This window comes from Streptomyces pyxinicus, assembly GCF_024753135.1.
GTDB classification, from domain to species: domain Bacteria; phylum Actinomycetota; class Actinomycetes; order Streptomycetales; family Streptomycetaceae; genus Streptomyces; species Streptomyces pyxinicus.
In genome coordinates, this window is the sequence record NZ_JANUGP010000001.1 from 206,106 (window position 1) to 223,905 (window position 17,800).

The window sequence follows — 17,800 nt, forward strand, 5'->3', positions numbered from 1 at the left end:
GAGCCTCACACTTAGGTTAGGCTCGCCTAATTACAGAGCTTAACGTTTCCCCCTTTCCCCTCACAAGGAGACCCCGATGCGTGGAGCCGAACCGGCCCTGGACGAGGCCGGCGCCCTGGACGAGGGCGACGTGGAGAGCCCCTTCGCCGCGTTCGGTCTGACCGGCGCGCCCGGCACCGACGGGTTCTGGGCAGCGGCGACTCCCGCCTCCGTGCCGTTGGGCGACGGCGGCTGGGACACGTTGTTCCTGTGGCGCGGCACGCCGGCCGTCATCGAGTTCGAGAGCTGGTCCGACCCCGTGCCGCTGGTCCGGTGGCGCGACACGGACTGCTGGTACGCCCGGGTGCGCATGCCCGCGCGGCTCCGGGTGACCTACCGGTTCCTCGCGGACGACGCGTCGTACGCCGATCCGTTCAACCCGGTCGGAGCCGGCGGCGACCGGTCCGTCCTCGCCACCCCGGACGCCCCTGCCCAGCCGCACTGGCCGGCCGTCGGCGCCGAGGACGTGCTGCCGCTCCCCCGCACCCGGGTCCGCTGGACCGGCGGACGGCTGGGCGGGCGGCGCACCGTGCGCGTCCATCCGGTGGGCGGCGGCGGGCCGGTGGTCCTGCTGCTGGACGGGGACGACTGGCTGCATCTGCATCCGGCCATGACCGCGTTCGACGCGGCCTGCGCCGCCGGCGACATGCCCCCGGTCACGCTGGTCTTCGTGCCGGCCAAGGACCGGGAAGGCGAGTTCGGGTGCCGGCCGGAGCTGTGGGAGGCGGTACGGGACGAGCTGCTGCCGCTGGTGGCGGACAGCGGGGTGCCCGCGGACCCGGACCGCCTGGTGGTCGCCGGACAGAGCCTCGGCGGGCTGAGCGCGCTGTACGCGGCGCTGGAGTTCCCGGACCTGGTGTCCCGGGTCGCCTGCCAGTCGGGGTCGTTCTGGTGGACGCCGGAGGCCCTGGCGCAGCCGGACCCGCTGGGCGGCCCGGTCGGCGGCGCCCTCGCCGCGCGCCTGCGGGAGCGGCCGGCCCCCGCCGGGCTGCGGATCGCGTTCGACCTGGGCGAGCACGAGACCCGGATGCGTCCGCACTGCGAACTGGTCGAGGCCCTGACGGCAGAGAGCGGTGCGAGCGTGCGGGTCTCGCGGTCGGCGTCGGGCCACGACCGGGCGGGCTGGCGGGGGGCCCTGCTCAGGGATGTCGCCTGGGCGCTGGCCTGACCGGCACGTGACGGGGCCCGGGCACCGGCGGATCGCCGGGCACCCGGGCCCCCTTCGTCACCGGCCCCCGGAGGTCAGCGCGTCACCGCCAGGCGGTACGCCTCGTCGGTGGCCAGCAGTTCGCGGTGTGGGCCCTGGGCGGTGACGGTCCCGCCGTCCAGGACGAGGACCCGGTCGGCGGCGTCCAGCAGCGCCGGACTGCTGGTGATCACGACGGTGGTACGGCCCCGGCGCAGCTCCGCGATGTTGCGGGCGACGAGCTGCTCGGTGACGGCGTCGACGGCCGTCGTCGGGTCGTGCAGCACGAGCACGTCGGTGTCGGCGGCCAGGGCCCGGGCCAGGGACAGCCGCTGGCGCTGGCCGCCGGAGAGGTTCGCACCGCGGTCGCGGACCTCGTAGTCGAGTCCCTGCCGGTGCAGGGCGACGACGTCGGTCAGCAGGGACGCCTCGACCGCCTCGGGCACCATCCGGCTCGTCCCCGACGGGTCGATGTTCGAGCGGAGCGTGCCGGCGAAGACCTCCCCGTCGTAGGGGTTGACCAGGATGTGCTCGCGGACCGACTCGACCGACAGCTCGGCGAGCCGCTGGCCGCCGACCCGCACCTCACCCTCGTAGGCGTCCGGCGGCACGGACATGGCAAGGACCGACGCCAACTCGGCCGCCGCCCGCGGCTGGTGGGCCGCGATCGCCGTGAACCCGCCCGCCGGGACCTGGAACTTGACGCCCTGCAGGGACCCGTACCGGACGCAGTCGATCTCCAGGTCACCCCCGGGCGTCAGCCGCTCCGTCCCCGGGGCCGTCACCGGCGGGGCGGACAGCACCAGGGCCATCCGCTCCGCCGAAGCGCGCGCCATCATGACGTACTTCGGCATGTCCGAGAACAGCTTGAGCGGCTCCATGATGAACTGCGCCAGGCCGACGGCCATGACCAGTTCCCCGATGCCGATCTGCCCGTCGATGGCCAGCCAGCCGGCCGTCAGGGTCACCGCGGAGGCGAGGATCGCGTTCAGGCCCAGCGCGGCGCCGGCGTAGCCGCCGTTCACCCGGGCGACGGTGACCGCCTGCTCCCGCGCCTCCGTGCTGACCTTCCGGTAGGACCGGAACGCCGCGTGGTTGCCGCCGAAGCCGTGCAGCGGGCGCAGGCCGGTGATCAGGTCGGCGACCTTCGCACCCGCCCGCGCCACCCGGGCCTGCTGCTCCTTGGTGCTGCTGCCGATCCGCCGGGACATCAGGCTGAGGACCGCCAGGATGGCGACGGCCCCCACCAGGACCAGCAGGCCGAGACGGACGTCCGCCACGCTCAGCGCGAACGCCGCGATCAACACCGAGACCATGGAGCTGATCAGCATCGGCACCACCTCGACGATGTCGGCGGTCTGGTCGGCGTCCTCGGTGGCGATGGTGAGCACCTCGCCGGACTTGAGGTCGGCGTCCCGGGCCACCGGCTGGAGGCCGCAGGCCGCGACCCGCACCCGCCAGCGGTGCGCCTCGGTCGTGTTGGCCTTCTGCAGGACGCGCATGCCGAACCGCCACGACAGCGACACGGTCGTGATGATCACGGCCAGCGCCGCGATCGACAGGCCGAGCGACGGCAGGCTCCGCTCCCGCAGGGTGTGCTCGACGATCAGGCCGAGCGCGATCGGGAAGGCGGTCTCGCCCGCCTGGTACAGGCCCATGAGGAGGGTGCCCCAGGCCATCGCGCCGAGGTTGCTGCGGACGGCCGTCCGCAGGATGTCAGATCCCGGGCGGCGGGATCGGTTCTCGTCAGGAGTTGTCATCGAGGTGGCGGGCAATCGCTTCCGGGGTTCGCAGGGTGAACAGATCACGGATCGTGATCACGGGGCCGAATTCGCGGCGCAGCAGTCCGACCAGGCGGACGGCCAGCATCGAGTGTCCCCCGAGGGACCCGAAGTCGCTCACCGCGCTCACCTCCTCGTCGTCGAGGTCCAGGGCCTCGGCGAAGAACTCGCAGACCACGGTCTCGGTCTCGGTCTCCGGGCCGCGCTCACCCGAAGTGGTCAGGGCGCCCAGCGGCTTGGGCTCGGGCAATGCCTTGGTGTCAGCCTTCCCGTTCACCGTGAGCGGGATGCCGTCGACCTGGGCGTAGTGCGTCGGGCGCAGGAAGTCCGGGAGCCCGGCGCCCACCTCGGCGGCGACCGCCGCCAGATCGGCGCCGTCCAGCACCAGGTAGGCGGCGAGCCGGTAGGCGCCGTCGACCTGCGGGTCAGGCTGGGCGACCGCGGCGGTGAACCGTACCGCCGGGTGCGCCGCGAAGGCCGCCTCGACCTCGCCCAGCTCGACCCGGTGTCCGCGGATCTTGACCTGCTGGTCGGTGCGGCCGAGGTACATGAGGTTGCCGTCGGGCCGCCGGATCACCAGGTCGCCGGTGCGGTACATGCGCTCGCCGGGCTCGCCGAACGGGGACGCGACGAACCGGTGCGCGGTCTGGGCCGGCTGGCCGAGGTAGCCCCGGGCGATGCCGACGCCCGAGACGTACAGCTCGCCGGGGACGCCGTCGGGCAGCGGTCGCAGCCACGGGTCCAGCACGAACACGTCGGTGTTGTCGATCGCCACGCCCACCACCGGGTCCTGGCACTCGAAGGTGCCGACGCCCAGGGTGTTGATGGTGTACTCGGTGGGTCCGTACAGGTTGTAGCCGACCGTGCCCTCGGTCTCGGCGAGCCGCCGCCACAGGGTCGGGGTGACCGCCTCGCCGCCCAGCAGCACCAGCGCGGGACGCCGGGCCGGGTTGTCGAGCAGGCCCTCGGCCACCAGCTGCTGCGCGTACGTCGGGGTCACGTTGACGACGTCGATCCCGTGCTCACGGCAGTACTCGACGAGGCCGGGCGCGTCGCGGCGCAGCTCCTCGTCGCAGATGTGCACCTCGTGGCCGTCGGCGAGCCACAGCAGTTCCTCCCACGACATGTCGAAGGCGAACGACACGGTGTGGGCGATCCGGAAGACCCGGTTCCCGTGCTCGGCCAGCACCGGCGCGAAGATCCGGCGCTGGTGGTTGACCAGCATGTTGGTGAGGCCGGCGTACTCGGTCACGACGCCCTTGGGCTTTCCGGTCGAGCCGGAGGTGTAGATCGTGTACGCGGGGTGCCGCAGGCGGTGCGGGTCGTCCGGCGCGAACGTCACGAACGGCTCGGCCGCGAGCAGGGGCCGGTCCAGTTCGATGAGGTCGCCGGTCAGCCGCGGCGCTACGGCGCTGACGGTGAGGATCACGTCCGGGCGGGCGTCGGCGACGATCGCCGCGATCCGCTCGTCCGGGTGGTCCAGCTCCAGCGGCACGTACGCGGCTCCGGTGCGCAGTACGGCGAACAGCGCCACGATCGAGTCGAGGGAACGCGGGATCGCGAGACCCACGGTCCGCTCGGGCCCGATCCCGCGCCCGGCGAGCACGCCCGCCAACGCACGGCTGCGGTGCTGGAGTTCGGCGAAGGTCATGCTCTTGCCGTGGGCGACGAGCGCGGTCCGCTCCGGGGCGCGGTCGGCCGCCAGGTCGAACCGGTCGACCACGGTGTCCGTGCCGATGTCGGTCCGGGCGGCGGGCGCGGGCACCGGCCCGAGGCCGCGCAGGGCGCCCACGGGTCCGGTGGCACGGGCGAGGTCCGCCAGGACGCGCACGTAGTCGTCGAGGAGGCGACGGGCGCTGTCGCTGTCGCCGTGGCGGTGCTCCAGCTTGACCGTGAGCCGGTCGCCGGGTGTGACGACCCAGGTGAACGGGTAGTGCGTGGAGTCGTCGGACCGCACCGCCGTGATGCCGTGGCGGGCGTTCATCTCGTCGAACGCGTCCATGTCCAGGAAGTTCTGGAGCACGAACAGGTTGTCGAACAGGGTGTCGTGGCCGCTGGCCCGCTGGATCTCGCCGAGCCCGAGGTGCTCGTGCTCCATGGCCTCGACCCGGGCCGTCTGCACGGCCGACAGGTAGTCCCGGACGGTGTCGCCCGGCCGGGCCCGCGTCCACATCGGCACGGTGTTGAGCAGCACGCCGACGATCTCGGACAGGCCCTCGCCCTCGCGCCCGGAGACGGTCACGCCGAACACCGCGTCGGCGCGGCCCGTGCGGGCGCCGAGGAGCAGGCCGAACGCGCCGGTCAGGACGGAGTTCAGGGTGACGCCGTGCGTCCTGGCCACGTCCCGCAGCAGTTCCGACTGCTCGGCGGAGAGCGTGCGCACCAGCGCGGGCGGCAGGTCCGCCGAGAGGGCCGGCGCCGGTCCGGCGAGCAGGGTCGCGCCCGGGAGCCCGGCCAGGTGCTCGGCCCAGAAGCGCTCCGCGACGGCCGGGTCCTTGGCGGCGAGTGCCCGGGCGTGGTCCTGGAAGCTGGGCGTGGCCGGGCGGGTGTCCGGCCGCCCGCCGGCGAGGACGGCCTCGTAGGCGGCGAACAGGTCGCGCAGCACGATCTCGCGGGACCAGCCGTCCCACAGCAGCAGGTGGTAGCTGAGGAGCAGGCCGTCGCTGCCGTCGGGCCGCCGGACCACGGTCAGCCGGACCAGCGGTGGTTCGGTCAGGTCGAATCCGGTGTTGCGGTCCTCGTCGCGCAGGGCCGCCACGTCCATGTCGGTGGCCAGGGCGACCGTGCGGACGCCGATCCGGCGGCCCGCCCTGAGGATCTGGACCGGGTTGCCGTCGTCGTCGGTGCCGAAGCCGGCGCCGACCACGGGGTGCCGGGCGATCACCGCGGCCATGGCCTCGGCCAGCGCGTCGGTGTCCAGGCGCCGGTCGAAGGCGAAGTAGCTCTGCGCGACGTAGTGCCCGGCCGCGCCCGCGAGCTGGGCCTGGAAGTACAGGCCCCGCTGGAGCGGGGTGACCGGTGCGGTGCGCTCGGCCGTCACGGCGGCGTCCGCGACCGCCTCCAGGGCGCGCAGCCAGTGCGCGGTGATCTCGTCGGGGATCTCCTCGGCGAGGGTGAACGTCGCGTACAGGCTGCCGGAGACCGCGTCGGTCCAGGCGTTGACCTCCACGGCGTACGGGCTGCCCTGGTCGCCGCCGGTGATGTGCGGGGCCTGGGACTCGCTGCCCCGGCCGAGGTAGTTGAAGAGCACCTGCGGGCGGGCGGTCAGCAGCGGGGCCGTCTGCGGGTTGAGGTGGCGCAGCCGGCCGTAGGCGAGGTGCCCGGCCTCGTCCGGCTGCCGCTCGGCCAGCTCGCGGGCCGCCGCGACGGGGTCGGTGTGCGCGGTGAGCCGGACGGGCGCGATGGCGGTGAACCAGCCGACCGTGCGGGTGTAGTCGTGGTGCGGCAGCGCCGGGACCCGGCCGTGCCGCTCCAGCTCGATCGCGAGGTCCGTGGGGGACGGCTGGATGCGGGTCAGCGCGCTGCGCAGGGCGCCGCACAGCAGTTCGGTGAGGGCGACGCCGAGCGCGGTGGGCGCCGTGCGCGTCACCTGGTCGCTGACCGCGGGGTCGAGGAGCACGGTGGTCTCGCGCAGCGCGCCGGTCGCGGGCAGCAGCGGAGGTGCCTGGAGGGTGTCGACCCAGCGGCCGAGGTCGCCGGCGTCCGCCGCGGCCCGCGCGGTGAGCGTCTCGGCGTACTCGGCGTAGGACGTGGTCGCCGGTGCGAGGGCTTCCCCGCGCAGGGCCGCCGCCATGTCGTCCAGCAGGATCAGCCAGGACACCGCGTCGACCGCGAGGTGGTGCGCGGTGAGCACCAGGGTGCGGCCGGCGGCGAGCCAGGTGAACGCGATGACGTCCCCGGACTCGGGGTCCAGGCGTCCGGCGGCCTCGTTCGCGGCGGCCGTGGCGTCGTCCGTGTCCGCGCGGACGACGGTGGCCTCGCGGCCGGGTTCGGTCCGCAGGCTCCACACGCCGTACTCGGCGGTCAGCCGCAGCCTGAGGGCCGGGTGGGCGGCCAGTACGGCGTTCGCGGCGCGCTCGATGTCCGCGAGGCCGGTGCCCTCGGCCACCTCCAGGGTCCTGGCCTGGGCGAACCGGGCGAGAGAGCCGCCCAGTTCCCGCTGGCGCAGGATGATCGGCGTGGGCGCCACCGGGCCGTCCTCGTGACGCGGGGGCGCCGCGGCCGGAGCGGTCGCCGGGGTCTCGGGCGCGGTGCCCACCAGCCCGGCGAGCGCTCGCGGTGTCTTCAGCAGGAACACGTCGCGGGGTGCGATCGGCAGGCCGAGCGCCCTGGCCCGGTTGACCAGAGTGATGGCCACGATGCTGTCGCCGCCGGCCCCGAAGAAGTCCGTGTCGGCGTCGGCGTCCGGCTGGGACAGCGTGTCGGCGAAGACGCCGACCAGCGCGGCGAGCGCGGAGTCGGTGGCGGCCGACGCGGTGCCGGGGGCGGTCACCGACGGGTCGTCCTGCGCGGCCCGCGCGATCAGGGCCTTGCGGTCCAGCTTGCCGTTGACCGTCAGCGGCAGGGCGTCCAGTGCCAGGACCCGGCCCGGCACCATGTGCACGGGGAGCTTCGCCGCGAGGAGGGCGGAGAGGTCGCCGGGCACCCGGCCCACGACATGGGCGACCAGGTGGTCACCGCTGTCCGCGACGGTGACGGCGACGTCGACCACGCCGTCGAGGTCCCGGACGGCGGACTCGACCTCGCCGAGTTCGATCCGGAAGCCCTTGAGCTGCACCTGGTCGTCGGCGCGGCCGGCGAACTCCAGCTCGCCGTCGAGGGTCCGGCGGGCGAGGTCGCCGGTGTGGTACATGCGGGAGCCGTCGTTCGCGAACGGGTCGGCCACGAACCGGCCCGCGGTGAGGCCCGGCCGGCCCAGGTAGCCGAGGGACACCTGGTCGCCGGCCACGTAGATGGCGCCCACCCGGCCCGGCGGCACCGGCCGCAGTCGGTCGTCGAGCAGGTAGGTGACCAGGCCCGGGATGGGGCCGCCGATGGGGCTCACGTCCTCGCCGGCGCCGAAGTCCTCGTCGGTCAGCACCCGGTGGGTGACGTGGACCGTGGTCTCGGTGATGCCGTACATGTTGACCAGTTCGGGCGCGGCGGTGCCGTGCCGCTCGACCCAGCCGCGCAGCCGCCCCAGGTCCAGTGCCTCGCCGCCGAAGACGACCCGGCGCAGGGCGGGAAGGGGGGCACCGGCGTGCCGGTCGGCCTCGATGAACTGGTAGAAGGCCGACGGGGTCTGGTTCAGCACGGTCACGCCGCGCTCCCGGACCAGCCGGTGGAAGTCGACCGTGGAGCGGGTCAGCCCGTAGTCGGGGACCAGCAGTTCCGCGCCGTGCGCCAGCGCGCCCCACAGCTCCCAGACCGCGAAGTCGAAGGAGTAGGAGTGGAACTGCACCCACACGTCGTCCGGGCGGACGTCCATGTCCGGCCGGGTGTTGGCGAGCAGCGTCACCACGCTGGAGTGCGGGACGACGACGCCCTTGGGCCGGCCGGTCGAGCCGGAGGTGTAGATGACGTAGGCGGGGTCGTGCCAGTCGGCCTCTTCCGCCATGGGCGGGGTGGCGTCCCGCGACGGCTCGTCGCCCTGCACGAGGACGCGGGCCGTGACGCCCGCCCGCTCCAGCAGCGCCGTGAAGCGCTCCCGCTGCCCGGGGTCGACGAGGACGGCCTCAGGGGCCGCGTCGGCGAGGATGTACTCCAGCCGCTCGTCCGGGTACGACATGTCCAGCGGTACGTACGCGCCGCCCGCGCTGACGATCGCGACCAGGGCGACGACCTGCTCCAGGGAGCGCGGGACCGCCACGGCCACGCGCCGGCCCCGCCGGACCCCGGCCGCGCGCAGGGTCGCGACCAACTCGTCCTTGGCCGCCGCCAGTTCGCCGTAGGTGAGCGTCCGGGTGGTGCCGTCGAGGGCGCACTGGGTGACGGCGGTGGCCGCCGGGTTCCGGTCCGCAGCGGCGTCGAACAGGCCGCCGAGGGTCGTCGGGGTGACACGGGCCGGGGTGCGGGTGCCGCGCGGCAGCAGGTCGGCGACCGGGGTGTCGGGCCGGTCGAGCAGGCCGGTGAGGGCGTGCGTGAACCGGCGCAGGATGTCCTGGGCGCTGCTCTCCCGCAGCAGGGCGCCGTCGTAGATCAGGTTGAAGCGCGGACGCCCGTCGAGGGACCGCTCCACGACGAGGGTCAGCGGGTAGTGCGGGGCCCCCTCGTTCACGAGGTCGCTGACGGACAGCGTGTCGCCGGGGCGGCGCAGGGCGGTGACGTCGGTCGCCACGTCGAACACCACGAGGGTGTCGAAGAGGGAGCCGACGCCGGCCTGGCGGCCGATCCGGGCCAGGGAGACGTGCTGGTGCGGCAGAACCGCGCCCTGGTGTTCGCGGACCGTGGCGAGCAGTTCGCGCGCCGTGGTGCCGGCGTCCCAACGGGCCCGCAGCGGCACGGTGTTGATGAACAGGCCGACCATGTCCCCGATGCCGGGCACGTCCGCGTCGCGGCCGGAGACGGTGGAACCGAACACCACGTCACCGGAGTTCAGGATGCCGCCCAGGGTCAGCGCCCAAGCGCTGTGCACGGCCACGCTCAGCGTCACGCCGGCCGAGCGGGCGGACGCGTCGATGTCCGTCGCCGGCTCCAGGGAGGTGTCGGCGAACCGGTCGGACGGGGTGTGCTCGGCGGCGACCAGCGAGGGGCCGGGCAGGCCCGCGAGTTCGGCGCCCCACACCCGGTCGCTCTCGTCGGCGTCGCGTCCGGCGAGCCAGGCCACGTAGTCGCGGAAGCCGCCCAGCGGATACACGGTGCCCGGCGCGTGGTACTCGGCGAGCAGGGCGCGGAGCATCGGCGGCACCGACCAGCCGTCGGCGATGATGTGGTGCACGGTCTGCACCAGCACGTTCCGGCCGGCCGCCGGGTCGCGGAACAGCGTGAACCGCATCAACGGTCCCGTGGCCAGGTCGAATCCGGCACGGCGGTCCCGCTCGGCGTGGTCGCGGATCTCCGCGCCGGTGATGCCGGGCCGGTCGACCGTGGTGAACGGCGCCTCGGCGCCGCTCTCCAGCACGGAGACGACACGGCCGTCGGCGAGCGCCGTGAACCGCGCGGCCAGGTTCGGGTACAGGGCGAACAGCCGGGTGGCCGCCGCCGCGAGCCGGCCGGCGTCCAGCTCGCCTTCGAGGGTGAGGAGTTGCTGTTCGACGTAGCTGCCCGCGGAGTCGTCGTCGAAGACCGAGTGGAAGTACAGGCCTTCCTGGAGCGGGGTCAGGGGCAGGATGTCGCGCAGCGCGGGGCCGTCGAGGGCGTCCACGTCGGCCTGGGTCAGCCGCACCAGCGGGAAGTCGCTGGGCGAGTGGCCGCCCTGGTCGAGTGCGGCGAGCCCGGCGAGGGCGGCCTGGAAGTACCCGCCGATCGTCTCGATGTCCGTGCCGGTGAACATCCCCTCGGGCCAGGTGAGGGTCGTGACCAGTTCGTACTCCCCGTCGGCGGCGGGTTCGGCGATCGCGTTGAACTCCAGGGCGCGCGGCAGGCGCATCCGCGGGTCGCGCTTCTCGCCCAGTTGCCCGGTGGCTCCCGAGAGCTGCCAGTCGCCGGAGGCGCCCGCGTCGAAGCGGCCCAGGTAGTTGAACAGGATCTGGGGTGCGGGGGCCGGGAACTCGGTGTCGGCCAGGTAGCGCAGGGCGCCGTAGGAGATGCCGTTGCCCGGTACGCGGGCGAGGTCGTCCTTGACGGCCTTGAGCGCGGCGGCGAGGTACCCCGGGGCGGTGAGGTCGTCCGCCGTGCCGGGGTCCACGGTGACGGGGAACAGCGTGGTGAACCAGCCGACGGTGCGCGACAGTTCCGGCTCGACGCCGGTGGCGGCCGCCACGTGGCGGGTCTCGCGTCCGTGGCCTTCGAGTTCGATGTGCGCGAAGGTCTGGTCCTGGCCGCGGTCGCGGCGCCACCGGGCGAGGGTGACGGCGAGCGCGGTCAGCAGGACGTCGTTGACGCCGGCGTGGAATTTCGCCGGGACCTCGCCGAGCAGGGCGGCCGTGACGTCGGCGCCGACGGTGACGGTCCGGGACCGCTCGCGTGCGACGGTGTCGGCCGCGGACAGCTCCCGCCGGCCCAGCGGCGCGTCGGGGCCCGGCAGGGGGCGCGCGTAGTAGCCGCGGTCCGCGTGGAACCCGGCGCTTTCCAGCAGTTGGGTCCAGCGCCGGAACGACGTGCTGACCGGGGGCAGTTGGACGGCCTCGCCCGCGGAGCACTGGCGCCACGCGGTGGCCAGGTCGTCCATCAGGACCCGCCAGGACACGCCGTCGATGACCACGTGGTGGACGACGACGACGAGTTGGCGGGCGGTACGGCGCCACACGGCCCGCAGCATCACGCCGTTGTCCGGGTCGAGGCCTTCGGTGGCGAGGGCCACGCAGGCGTCGAGGGGCTCCTCGCTCTCCTGCCAGCCGGCCGGGGTCGCACCGGCCTCCGGGATGTCGAAGCTCCAGCGGTCGCCGCGCACGAGCCGGGCCCGCAGCATGTCGTGGCGGGAGACGACGGCGGTGAGGACGGCGTCGAGGGCGTCGGCGGTGAGGTCCGCCGGGGTGTTCAGCACGACCGACTGCACGAAGCCGTCGACGGCGTCGGTGGTCCGGCCGAGCCACTGGACGATGGGCGATCCGGTGACGGGACCGGTCGCGATGTCGCCGTGGTCGGCCCGGGTCACGTCCTCACGGCTCGCCACCGCCGCCAGCGCGCCCAGGACTTCGCTGGCGAAGATCTGCCCGGCGGTGACGTAGAGGCCGGCCTCGCGCAGCGCGCTCAGCAGGGAGATCGCGAGGATGCTGTCGCCGCCGAGCTGGAAGAAGTTCTGGTCGACGCCGACCTCCTCCAGCCGCAGCACGGAGGCGACGGCGGCGCACACGGCGCGTTCGTCGTCGGTGGCGGGCCGGACGAACGAGCCGGTCACGATCTCGGGTTCGGGCAGCGCGCGCCGGTCCAGCTTGCCGTTCGGGGTGAGCGGGAACTCCCGCATGACGACGACGTGGGCGGGCACCATGTACTCCACCATGTGCCCGGTGGCCCACGCCTTGACCTCGTCCGCCCGCAGGTCCTCGTGGCCGGCGGCCGGGATGACGTAGCCGACGAGGTAGGTGCCGCCGGCGCTGTTCTTGTTCGCGACGACGCAGGTGTGCCGCACCCCGGGGTGCTCGGCGAGGCCGGCCTCGACGTCCTCCAGTTCGAGCCGCATGCCGCGGATCTTGACCTGGTTGTCGGCCCGGCCGAGGAAGTCCAGCGACCCGTCCGGGGCGAAGCGGGCCAGGTCGCCGGTCCGGTACAGCCGGGAGCCGTCGTCCGCGAAGGGGTTCGCGACGAACCGGGACGCGGTCAGGCCGGGCGCGTTCACGTATCCGCGGCCGAGGAGGAAGCCGCCGACGTAGAGTTCGCCGCCGACGCCGACCGGGACCGGGCGCAGCTCGTCGTCCAGGACGTAGAGCTGGGTGTTGGGGTTGGCCTTGCCGATCGAGGTCGACAGGCGTTCCGCCGCGTCCCGGTAGATGACGTGGGAGACGCCGATCGTGGTCTCGGCCGGGCCGTAGCCGTGGTACATGGGGATGTCGAGCCGGGTGCGGAACCGTTCGTACAGCTCCGGGGTGAGGACCTCGCCGCCGCACCAGACGTGCCGCAGGCTGTCCAGCCGTCCGGAGTCGCCGGCCATCTCCAGCAGGACGTCCAGCATGGACGACACGAGATAGGTGAAGGTGACGCGCTGCTCGGCGATCACGCTCAGCAGGTGGTGCGGGTCGCGTTCGCCGCCGGGCCGCAGGACCACCAGCCGGCCGCCGCACACCAGCGGCAGGAAGATCTCGTTGAGGGAGATGTCGAAGGACAGCGGGGCCTTGAAGAGCGACGCGTCGTCGTGGCCGAAGCCCAGGATCTCGTGCACCTGCCACAGCAGGCGCTCGCTGATCGCCGCGTGCCGGATCATCGCGCCCTTGGGCCGGCCGGTCGAACCGGACGTGAAGATCACGTAGGCGAGGGAGTCGCCGTGGACGGTGACGCCGGTCCCCTCGACGGGGTGGCCGCCGTACCGCCAGTCGCCGAGGTCCACGGCGACGGCGGGCGGTTCGGCGGGGTCGTGCTCGCCGGATGCGTTGAGCTGCGCCACGACCCGCGCGTCGGCGATGACGACGGCGCGGCGGGCGGCGGGCCACTGCGGATCGAGCGGTACGAACGCGCAGCCGGCCTGGAGCACGCCGAGCAGGCCGATCACCATGTCGGCGGAGCGGTCCAGCGAGATGCCGACGACCTGCTCGGCGGTGAGGCCGCGGCCGAGCAGGTCATGGGCCAACTGGGCCGACATCTCGGCAGCCTGACGATACGTCAACGATCGGTGCTCGTCCACGACGGCGACCGCGTCCGGCCGCAGCCGCGCCTGCTCGCGGAACATCTCCACGATGGTCGGCCGGTCCCGCTCGGCCTCGGTGTCGTTCCATTCGGCCAGGGTCTTCAGGCGTTCCGCCAGGCCGGTCGGGCTGATGGAACCGAGGGGCCGGTCGGGGAAGTCCGCCAGGTCCTCCAGCGCGAGCCGCGCCTCGGACGGCTGGACACCCTCGGGTACGGCGATGCTCATACCGTCCGGGCCGGCTTCGCCGACCTCCCAGCCACGGGGCGCCGCGCCGCCGTTGCCGGCCCAGGCGAGCACGTCCGTGAAGAGCGTGCCGGGGGCGAGGTCGATGCCGTCCGGGCTCCGGCCGGTCGCCCAGTACGACAGCCCGATCGCGCACGCCTCGGCGATGGTCCGGTCGGAGTGGTCGCCGGTGCGCCGGCGTATGTCGGCCAGGCGCGTGGGGGAGATCAGCGCGAGACGAGCGCTCGGTTCCATCATTGAAAACTCAACACCTTCCAGGTACTAAGGCAAGGCTAACCTAAATTAGGGTTGCCTAACTACCCTCACGCCAGGCCCGCCAGAGCCGCGCGTAGCGGCCGTCCAGGGCCACCAGCTCATCGTGGGTGCCCTGCTCCACGACCCGCCCCGCGTCCAACACGGCGATCCGGTCGGCGGACACCGCCTGGGTCAGCCGGTGCGCCACGAACAGCGTGGTGCGGCCGGAACAGGCGGCCAGGACGGCCCTTTCGAGTTCGGCGGCGCCCTCGCTGCCCGCCTCTGCGGTCGACTCGTCCAGCACCACCACCGGCGCCCGGCCCAGCACCAGCCGGGCCAGCGCGATATGGGCGGACTTGGTGCCGTCCAGCCGCTCACCGCCCTCGCCGACCGCGGTGTACAGCCCGTCGGGCAGCGCTTCCACCCACTCGCCGGCGCCCACGACGCGCAGCGCGTCCATCAGTTCGGAGTCGGTCGCCTCCGGCGCCGCCAGCCTCAGGTCCTCGGCGAGCGGGCCGGAGAACACGTGCGTCTCCTGGGTCAGGATGCTCACCAACGCCCTCGCCCCGGCGTCGTCCAGCTCGGCGAGGTCGGTCTGCCCGATGCGCACCGACCCGGCCTGCGGGGTCCCGATACCGGCGATGAGCGCGGCCAGGGTCGTCTTGCCGGCACCCGTCGCACCGACCAGGGCCAGCGAACCACCCGCGGGAATCGTCAGGTCGACGTCCCGCAGCACCGGATTCTCGGCGCCGGGGTAGGTGTACGTCAGCCCTGCCACCGTCACCGGGTACGCGGCGCCGCCCTCCGCCACGGCGGTGGAATCGCCCACCAGCCGCTCCTGTGTGGACTCCGCCAGCACCCCGACGAGCCGGGTCAGGCTCGCGCCCGACTTCTGCGCCTCGTCGAACGTGAACATGATGGCGCCCAGCGGGGTGAACAGGCGGTGGAAGACCAGCGGGGCCGCCGACACCTCGCCGAGGGTGGCGGAACCGGTCTCCAACAGGGCATAGCCGACCACGAGGATGAGGACCAGGCCGATGAACTCCGCGCGGTTCTCCCGGCCGACGAACCGGCCGAAGAAGCGGAACACCTCGATCCCGAGGTTCCGCACCCGCCGCGAGTCGTCGTCGACCTTCTGGCGGAACGTCTCCTCCAGGCGGTACGCCCGCACCGTGTCGATGCCGTTCAGACCGCTGATCAGCGCCTGCGCGCGGTCGGCCTGGGCGGCCCGCTGCTTCCGGTAGAGCGGGGCGGACCGGGGCAGGTACCAGCGCAGGGCCAGCGCGTAGGCGGGCAGCGCGCAGGCGCCCGCCAGGCCGAGCCGCCAGTCGAGGCTGAACATGCCGACCGTGGCGACGGTCACCAGCACGCCCGCGGAGAACACCGTGGGAAGGGCCGAACGGATGCCCTTGGACAGGACGGCGACGTCGTCGCCGACCCGGGAGAGCACATCGCCGCGGCCCACCTGTTCGACCCGGGCGCTGGGCATGCCCAGCACGGCCCGGACAGCGCCTTCCCGCAGCCGCGCGAGCAGGTCGGCGCCGAGCCGCCCGATCAGGTAGGTCGACACGGCGGTGGCCGCCGCGCCGAGCAGCGCGGCGGCCGCCATCAGCACCCCGATCGTGACCAGGGTCGAACGCGATCCGTCCCCGGTCACCCCGTCGACCACCCGGCCGATGAGGAGGGTCGGGAGCATCTGGAGCGCCGCCCCGGCCACCGTGCTGACCACGGTACCGGCCGAAAGCCAGGGCATGGCACGGCAGTTCGCCGCCACCCACCGAGCTGCCTCACGGCCGGTCGTCGTGCGCAGGGTCGCCGGGGCGACACGCGTGTCCGTGGTGCTCACACCTAGCCGACCGACTTGACGAGCTGGTCGATGGCGTACGGCAGGGAGGGCAGGGTGGCCTGCGACATGGCCGCGCCGGCCGCCGGGCCCTCGCTGTCGAGGAGGTACGACACCTTGCCGCTCTTGGCGACCTTCAGGTTGGTGAAGAGGTCGTACTTCTTCAACGCGGCCGTGTCCGCCTTGTCGTTGATGACGAACACGCGGTCGACGTCGACGAGGTCCATGCGCTCCGGGGAGAGCGCGACGGAGAACTTGTCACCGGCGATCTTGTCGATCTGGGTCTGGCCCTTGAAGCCCATGCCCGTCAGGAGCTGTCCCCGGACGTCGGTGGTGGTGAACGGATTGACCGAGTCCTTGTACCAGGACAGCGCGACGGCGGTCTGCTTGGCGAACTCCGGGTGCGCCTTCTTGACTCCGGCGAGCTTGTCCTGGACGCCCTGGACCATCTTCCTGCCCTCGTCGGCCTTGCCGAGCGCCTTGGCGATCTGGAGGGCGTTGTCCTGCCACGGAGCGCTGAACGGCTCCTTCTCTGCCTTGGTACGGCCCACCGTCGGGGCGATCTGGGAGAGCTTGTCGTAGGCGGCCTTGTCGATCTCGGAGTAGACCGCGATGATCAGGTCCGGTCGCAGGGCGGCGATCTTCTCGTAGTTGGGGCCGGAGTCGCCGTTGTTCATGACGACCTCGGGCTTGGTGTCGCCCCACTTGTCCTTCACCCAGGGCCACTGGGTGTTGATGTCGGGGCTCTTGCCCGCCGGGTTCGGGTACTGGTCGACCATGCCGACCGGCTTGACGCCGAAGGCCAGGGCGGTCTGGTCGTCCGTGTAGCCCACGGTCACGACCCGCTTGGGGGCCTCCTTGACCGTGGTGGAGCCGAACGCGTGCTCAACCGTGACCGGGAACGCACCCGCGGAAGCCGAGGAGTTGGCGCTGTCGTCCTTCGTGTCCGAGTCCGACGAGCCGGAACCGCATCCCGCGAGGAGGCCTATGCCGACGGCCAGGGCGGACGCGGTCGCCGCCAGCCGCCGCCAGGGCTGCGTACGTGTCGTTCTGTCGAGGAGCATCCGGATTCCCTTGCTTTCGCGCTGTCCACTACCGGCCCCAGATAAGGCAGGCAAACCCTAGCCCGGGACGGTGAGGTTAGCCTAGCCTAAGTAGAGGGGGTTCCGGTCCGGCTGCCCTGGCCAGGGACCACATGAGTGCGCCCGATGGGCACGATGAGCGGCCGGTCGCCCACCGGATCGTCGATCACCCGGGCACGCAGGCCGAACGCCTCGTCCAGCAGCTCGGCGGTCACCACGTCACGGGGGTGACCCTGCGCCAGGACCGAACCCGCCTGCATCACCACCAGGTTGTCGCTGTAGCGCGCGGCCAGGTTGAGGTCGTGCAGCACCATGACCACGGTGCGGCCCGACTCGTGCAGGTCGTCGACCAGGTCGAGCACGTCGATGGCGTGCGCGAGGTCCAGGTAGGTGGTGGGCTCGTCGAGCAGCAGCAGGTCGGTGCCCTGCGCCAACGTCATCGAGATCCAGACCCGTTGGCGCTGGCCACCGGAGAGCGAATCGACGGGGCGGTCGGCCAGGTCGGCCACCCCGGTCATGGCCAACGCCCGTTCCACCACGGAGGCGTCGTCGGAGGACCACTGCCGCAGCCAGCCCTGGTGCGGGTGCCGGCCCCTGGCGACGAGGTCGGCCACGGTCAGGCCCTCCGGCGCGACCGGCGACTGCGGCAGCAGGCCGAGCTTCTTCGCCACGTCCCTGGTCCGGAGCCTGACGATGTCCTCGCCGTCCAGCACGACCGAGCCCCGGGCCGGCTTGAGCAACCGCGACAGGGTTCGCAACAGAGTGGACTTGCCGCACCCGTTGGGGCCGATGATCGTGGTCACCACACCCGGCGGGATCGCCACGTCCAGCGCGTCGATGACGGTACGGTCGCCGTACCCGACCGTGACCCCCCTCGCTGCCAGCCGTGGGACGCCGTCCGCCCCGTACTGGATCCCGGTGATGTCCTGAGCGACCAAGGTCCCCCCTCAAGCAGGCTTGTTTAGGCTTGCCTAA

At 73.1% G+C, this 17,800-nt stretch carries 6 protein-coding genes; 1 reads left to right on the plus strand and 5 read right to left on the minus strand.

Annotated elements, in window-relative coordinates:
• Nucleotides 1–76: 76 nt before the first annotated feature.
• Nucleotides 77–1,207: an alpha/beta fold hydrolase gene (locus NX794_RS00860; protein ID WP_258776014.1), complete on the plus strand. Its 1,131-nt coding sequence runs from the start codon at nt 77–79 to the stop codon at nt 1,205–1,207.
• 74 nt (nt 1,208–1,281) lie between these two features.
• On the opposite strand, the gene NX794_RS00865 is transcribed toward NX794_RS00860, so the two are convergent.
• The 5 genes from NX794_RS00865 to NX794_RS00885 all read right to left on the minus strand — a co-directional run bounded on the left by NX794_RS00865 (nt 1,282) and on the right by NX794_RS00885 (nt 17,763).
• Nucleotides 1,282–2,985 carry an ABC transporter ATP-binding protein gene (locus NX794_RS00865; protein WP_258776015.1) on the minus strand — a complete coding sequence of 568 codons (1,704 nt, stop codon included), beginning with the start codon at nt 2,983–2,985 and terminating at the stop codon, nt 1,282–1,284.
• A complete protein-coding gene (locus NX794_RS00870) occupies nt 2,972–13,903 on the minus strand; it encodes a non-ribosomal peptide synthetase (RefSeq protein ID WP_258776016.1) in 10,932 nt (3,643 codons plus the stop codon). Before NX794_RS00870 ends, NX794_RS00865 begins: the two co-directional genes overlap by 14 nt.
• A 55-nt stretch (nt 13,904–13,958) precedes the next feature.
• Nucleotides 13,959–15,746 (minus strand): ABC transporter ATP-binding protein, encoded by a 1,788-nt coding sequence (locus NX794_RS00875; protein ID WP_258776017.1) that lies wholly within the window; start codon nt 15,744–15,746, stop codon nt 13,959–13,961.
• A 2-nt stretch (nt 15,747–15,748) separates the two neighbouring features.
• Entirely contained in the window at nt 15,749–16,807 is a 1,059-nt protein-coding gene (locus tag NX794_RS00880) for an iron-siderophore ABC transporter substrate-binding protein (protein ID WP_258776018.1), read from the minus strand.
• An 86-nt stretch (nt 16,808–16,893) separates the two neighbouring features.
• On the minus strand, nt 16,894–17,763 hold the full coding sequence (locus NX794_RS00885) for an ABC transporter ATP-binding protein (RefSeq protein WP_258776019.1): 870 nt from the start codon (nt 17,761–17,763) through the stop codon (nt 16,894–16,896).
• Nucleotides 17,764–17,800 lie beyond the last annotated feature (37 nt).

What these genes read in the sequence shown, in the direction of transcription:
- NX794_RS00860 (WP_258776014.1), top strand. Translation starts at nt 77, where the DNA reads ATGCGTGGAGCCGAACCGGCCCTGGACGAGGCCGGCGCCCTGGACGAG.
- NX794_RS00865 (WP_258776015.1), bottom strand. Translation starts at nt 2,985, where the DNA reads ATGACAACTCCTGACGAGAACCGATCCCGCCGCCCGGGATCTGACATC.
- NX794_RS00870 (WP_258776016.1), bottom strand. Translation starts at nt 13,903, where the DNA reads ATGATGGAACCGAGCGCTCGTCTCGCGCTGATCTCCCCCACGCGCCTG.
- NX794_RS00880 (WP_258776018.1), bottom strand. Translation starts at nt 16,807, where the DNA reads ATGCTCCTCGACAGAACGACACGTACGCAGCCCTGGCGGCGGCTGGCG.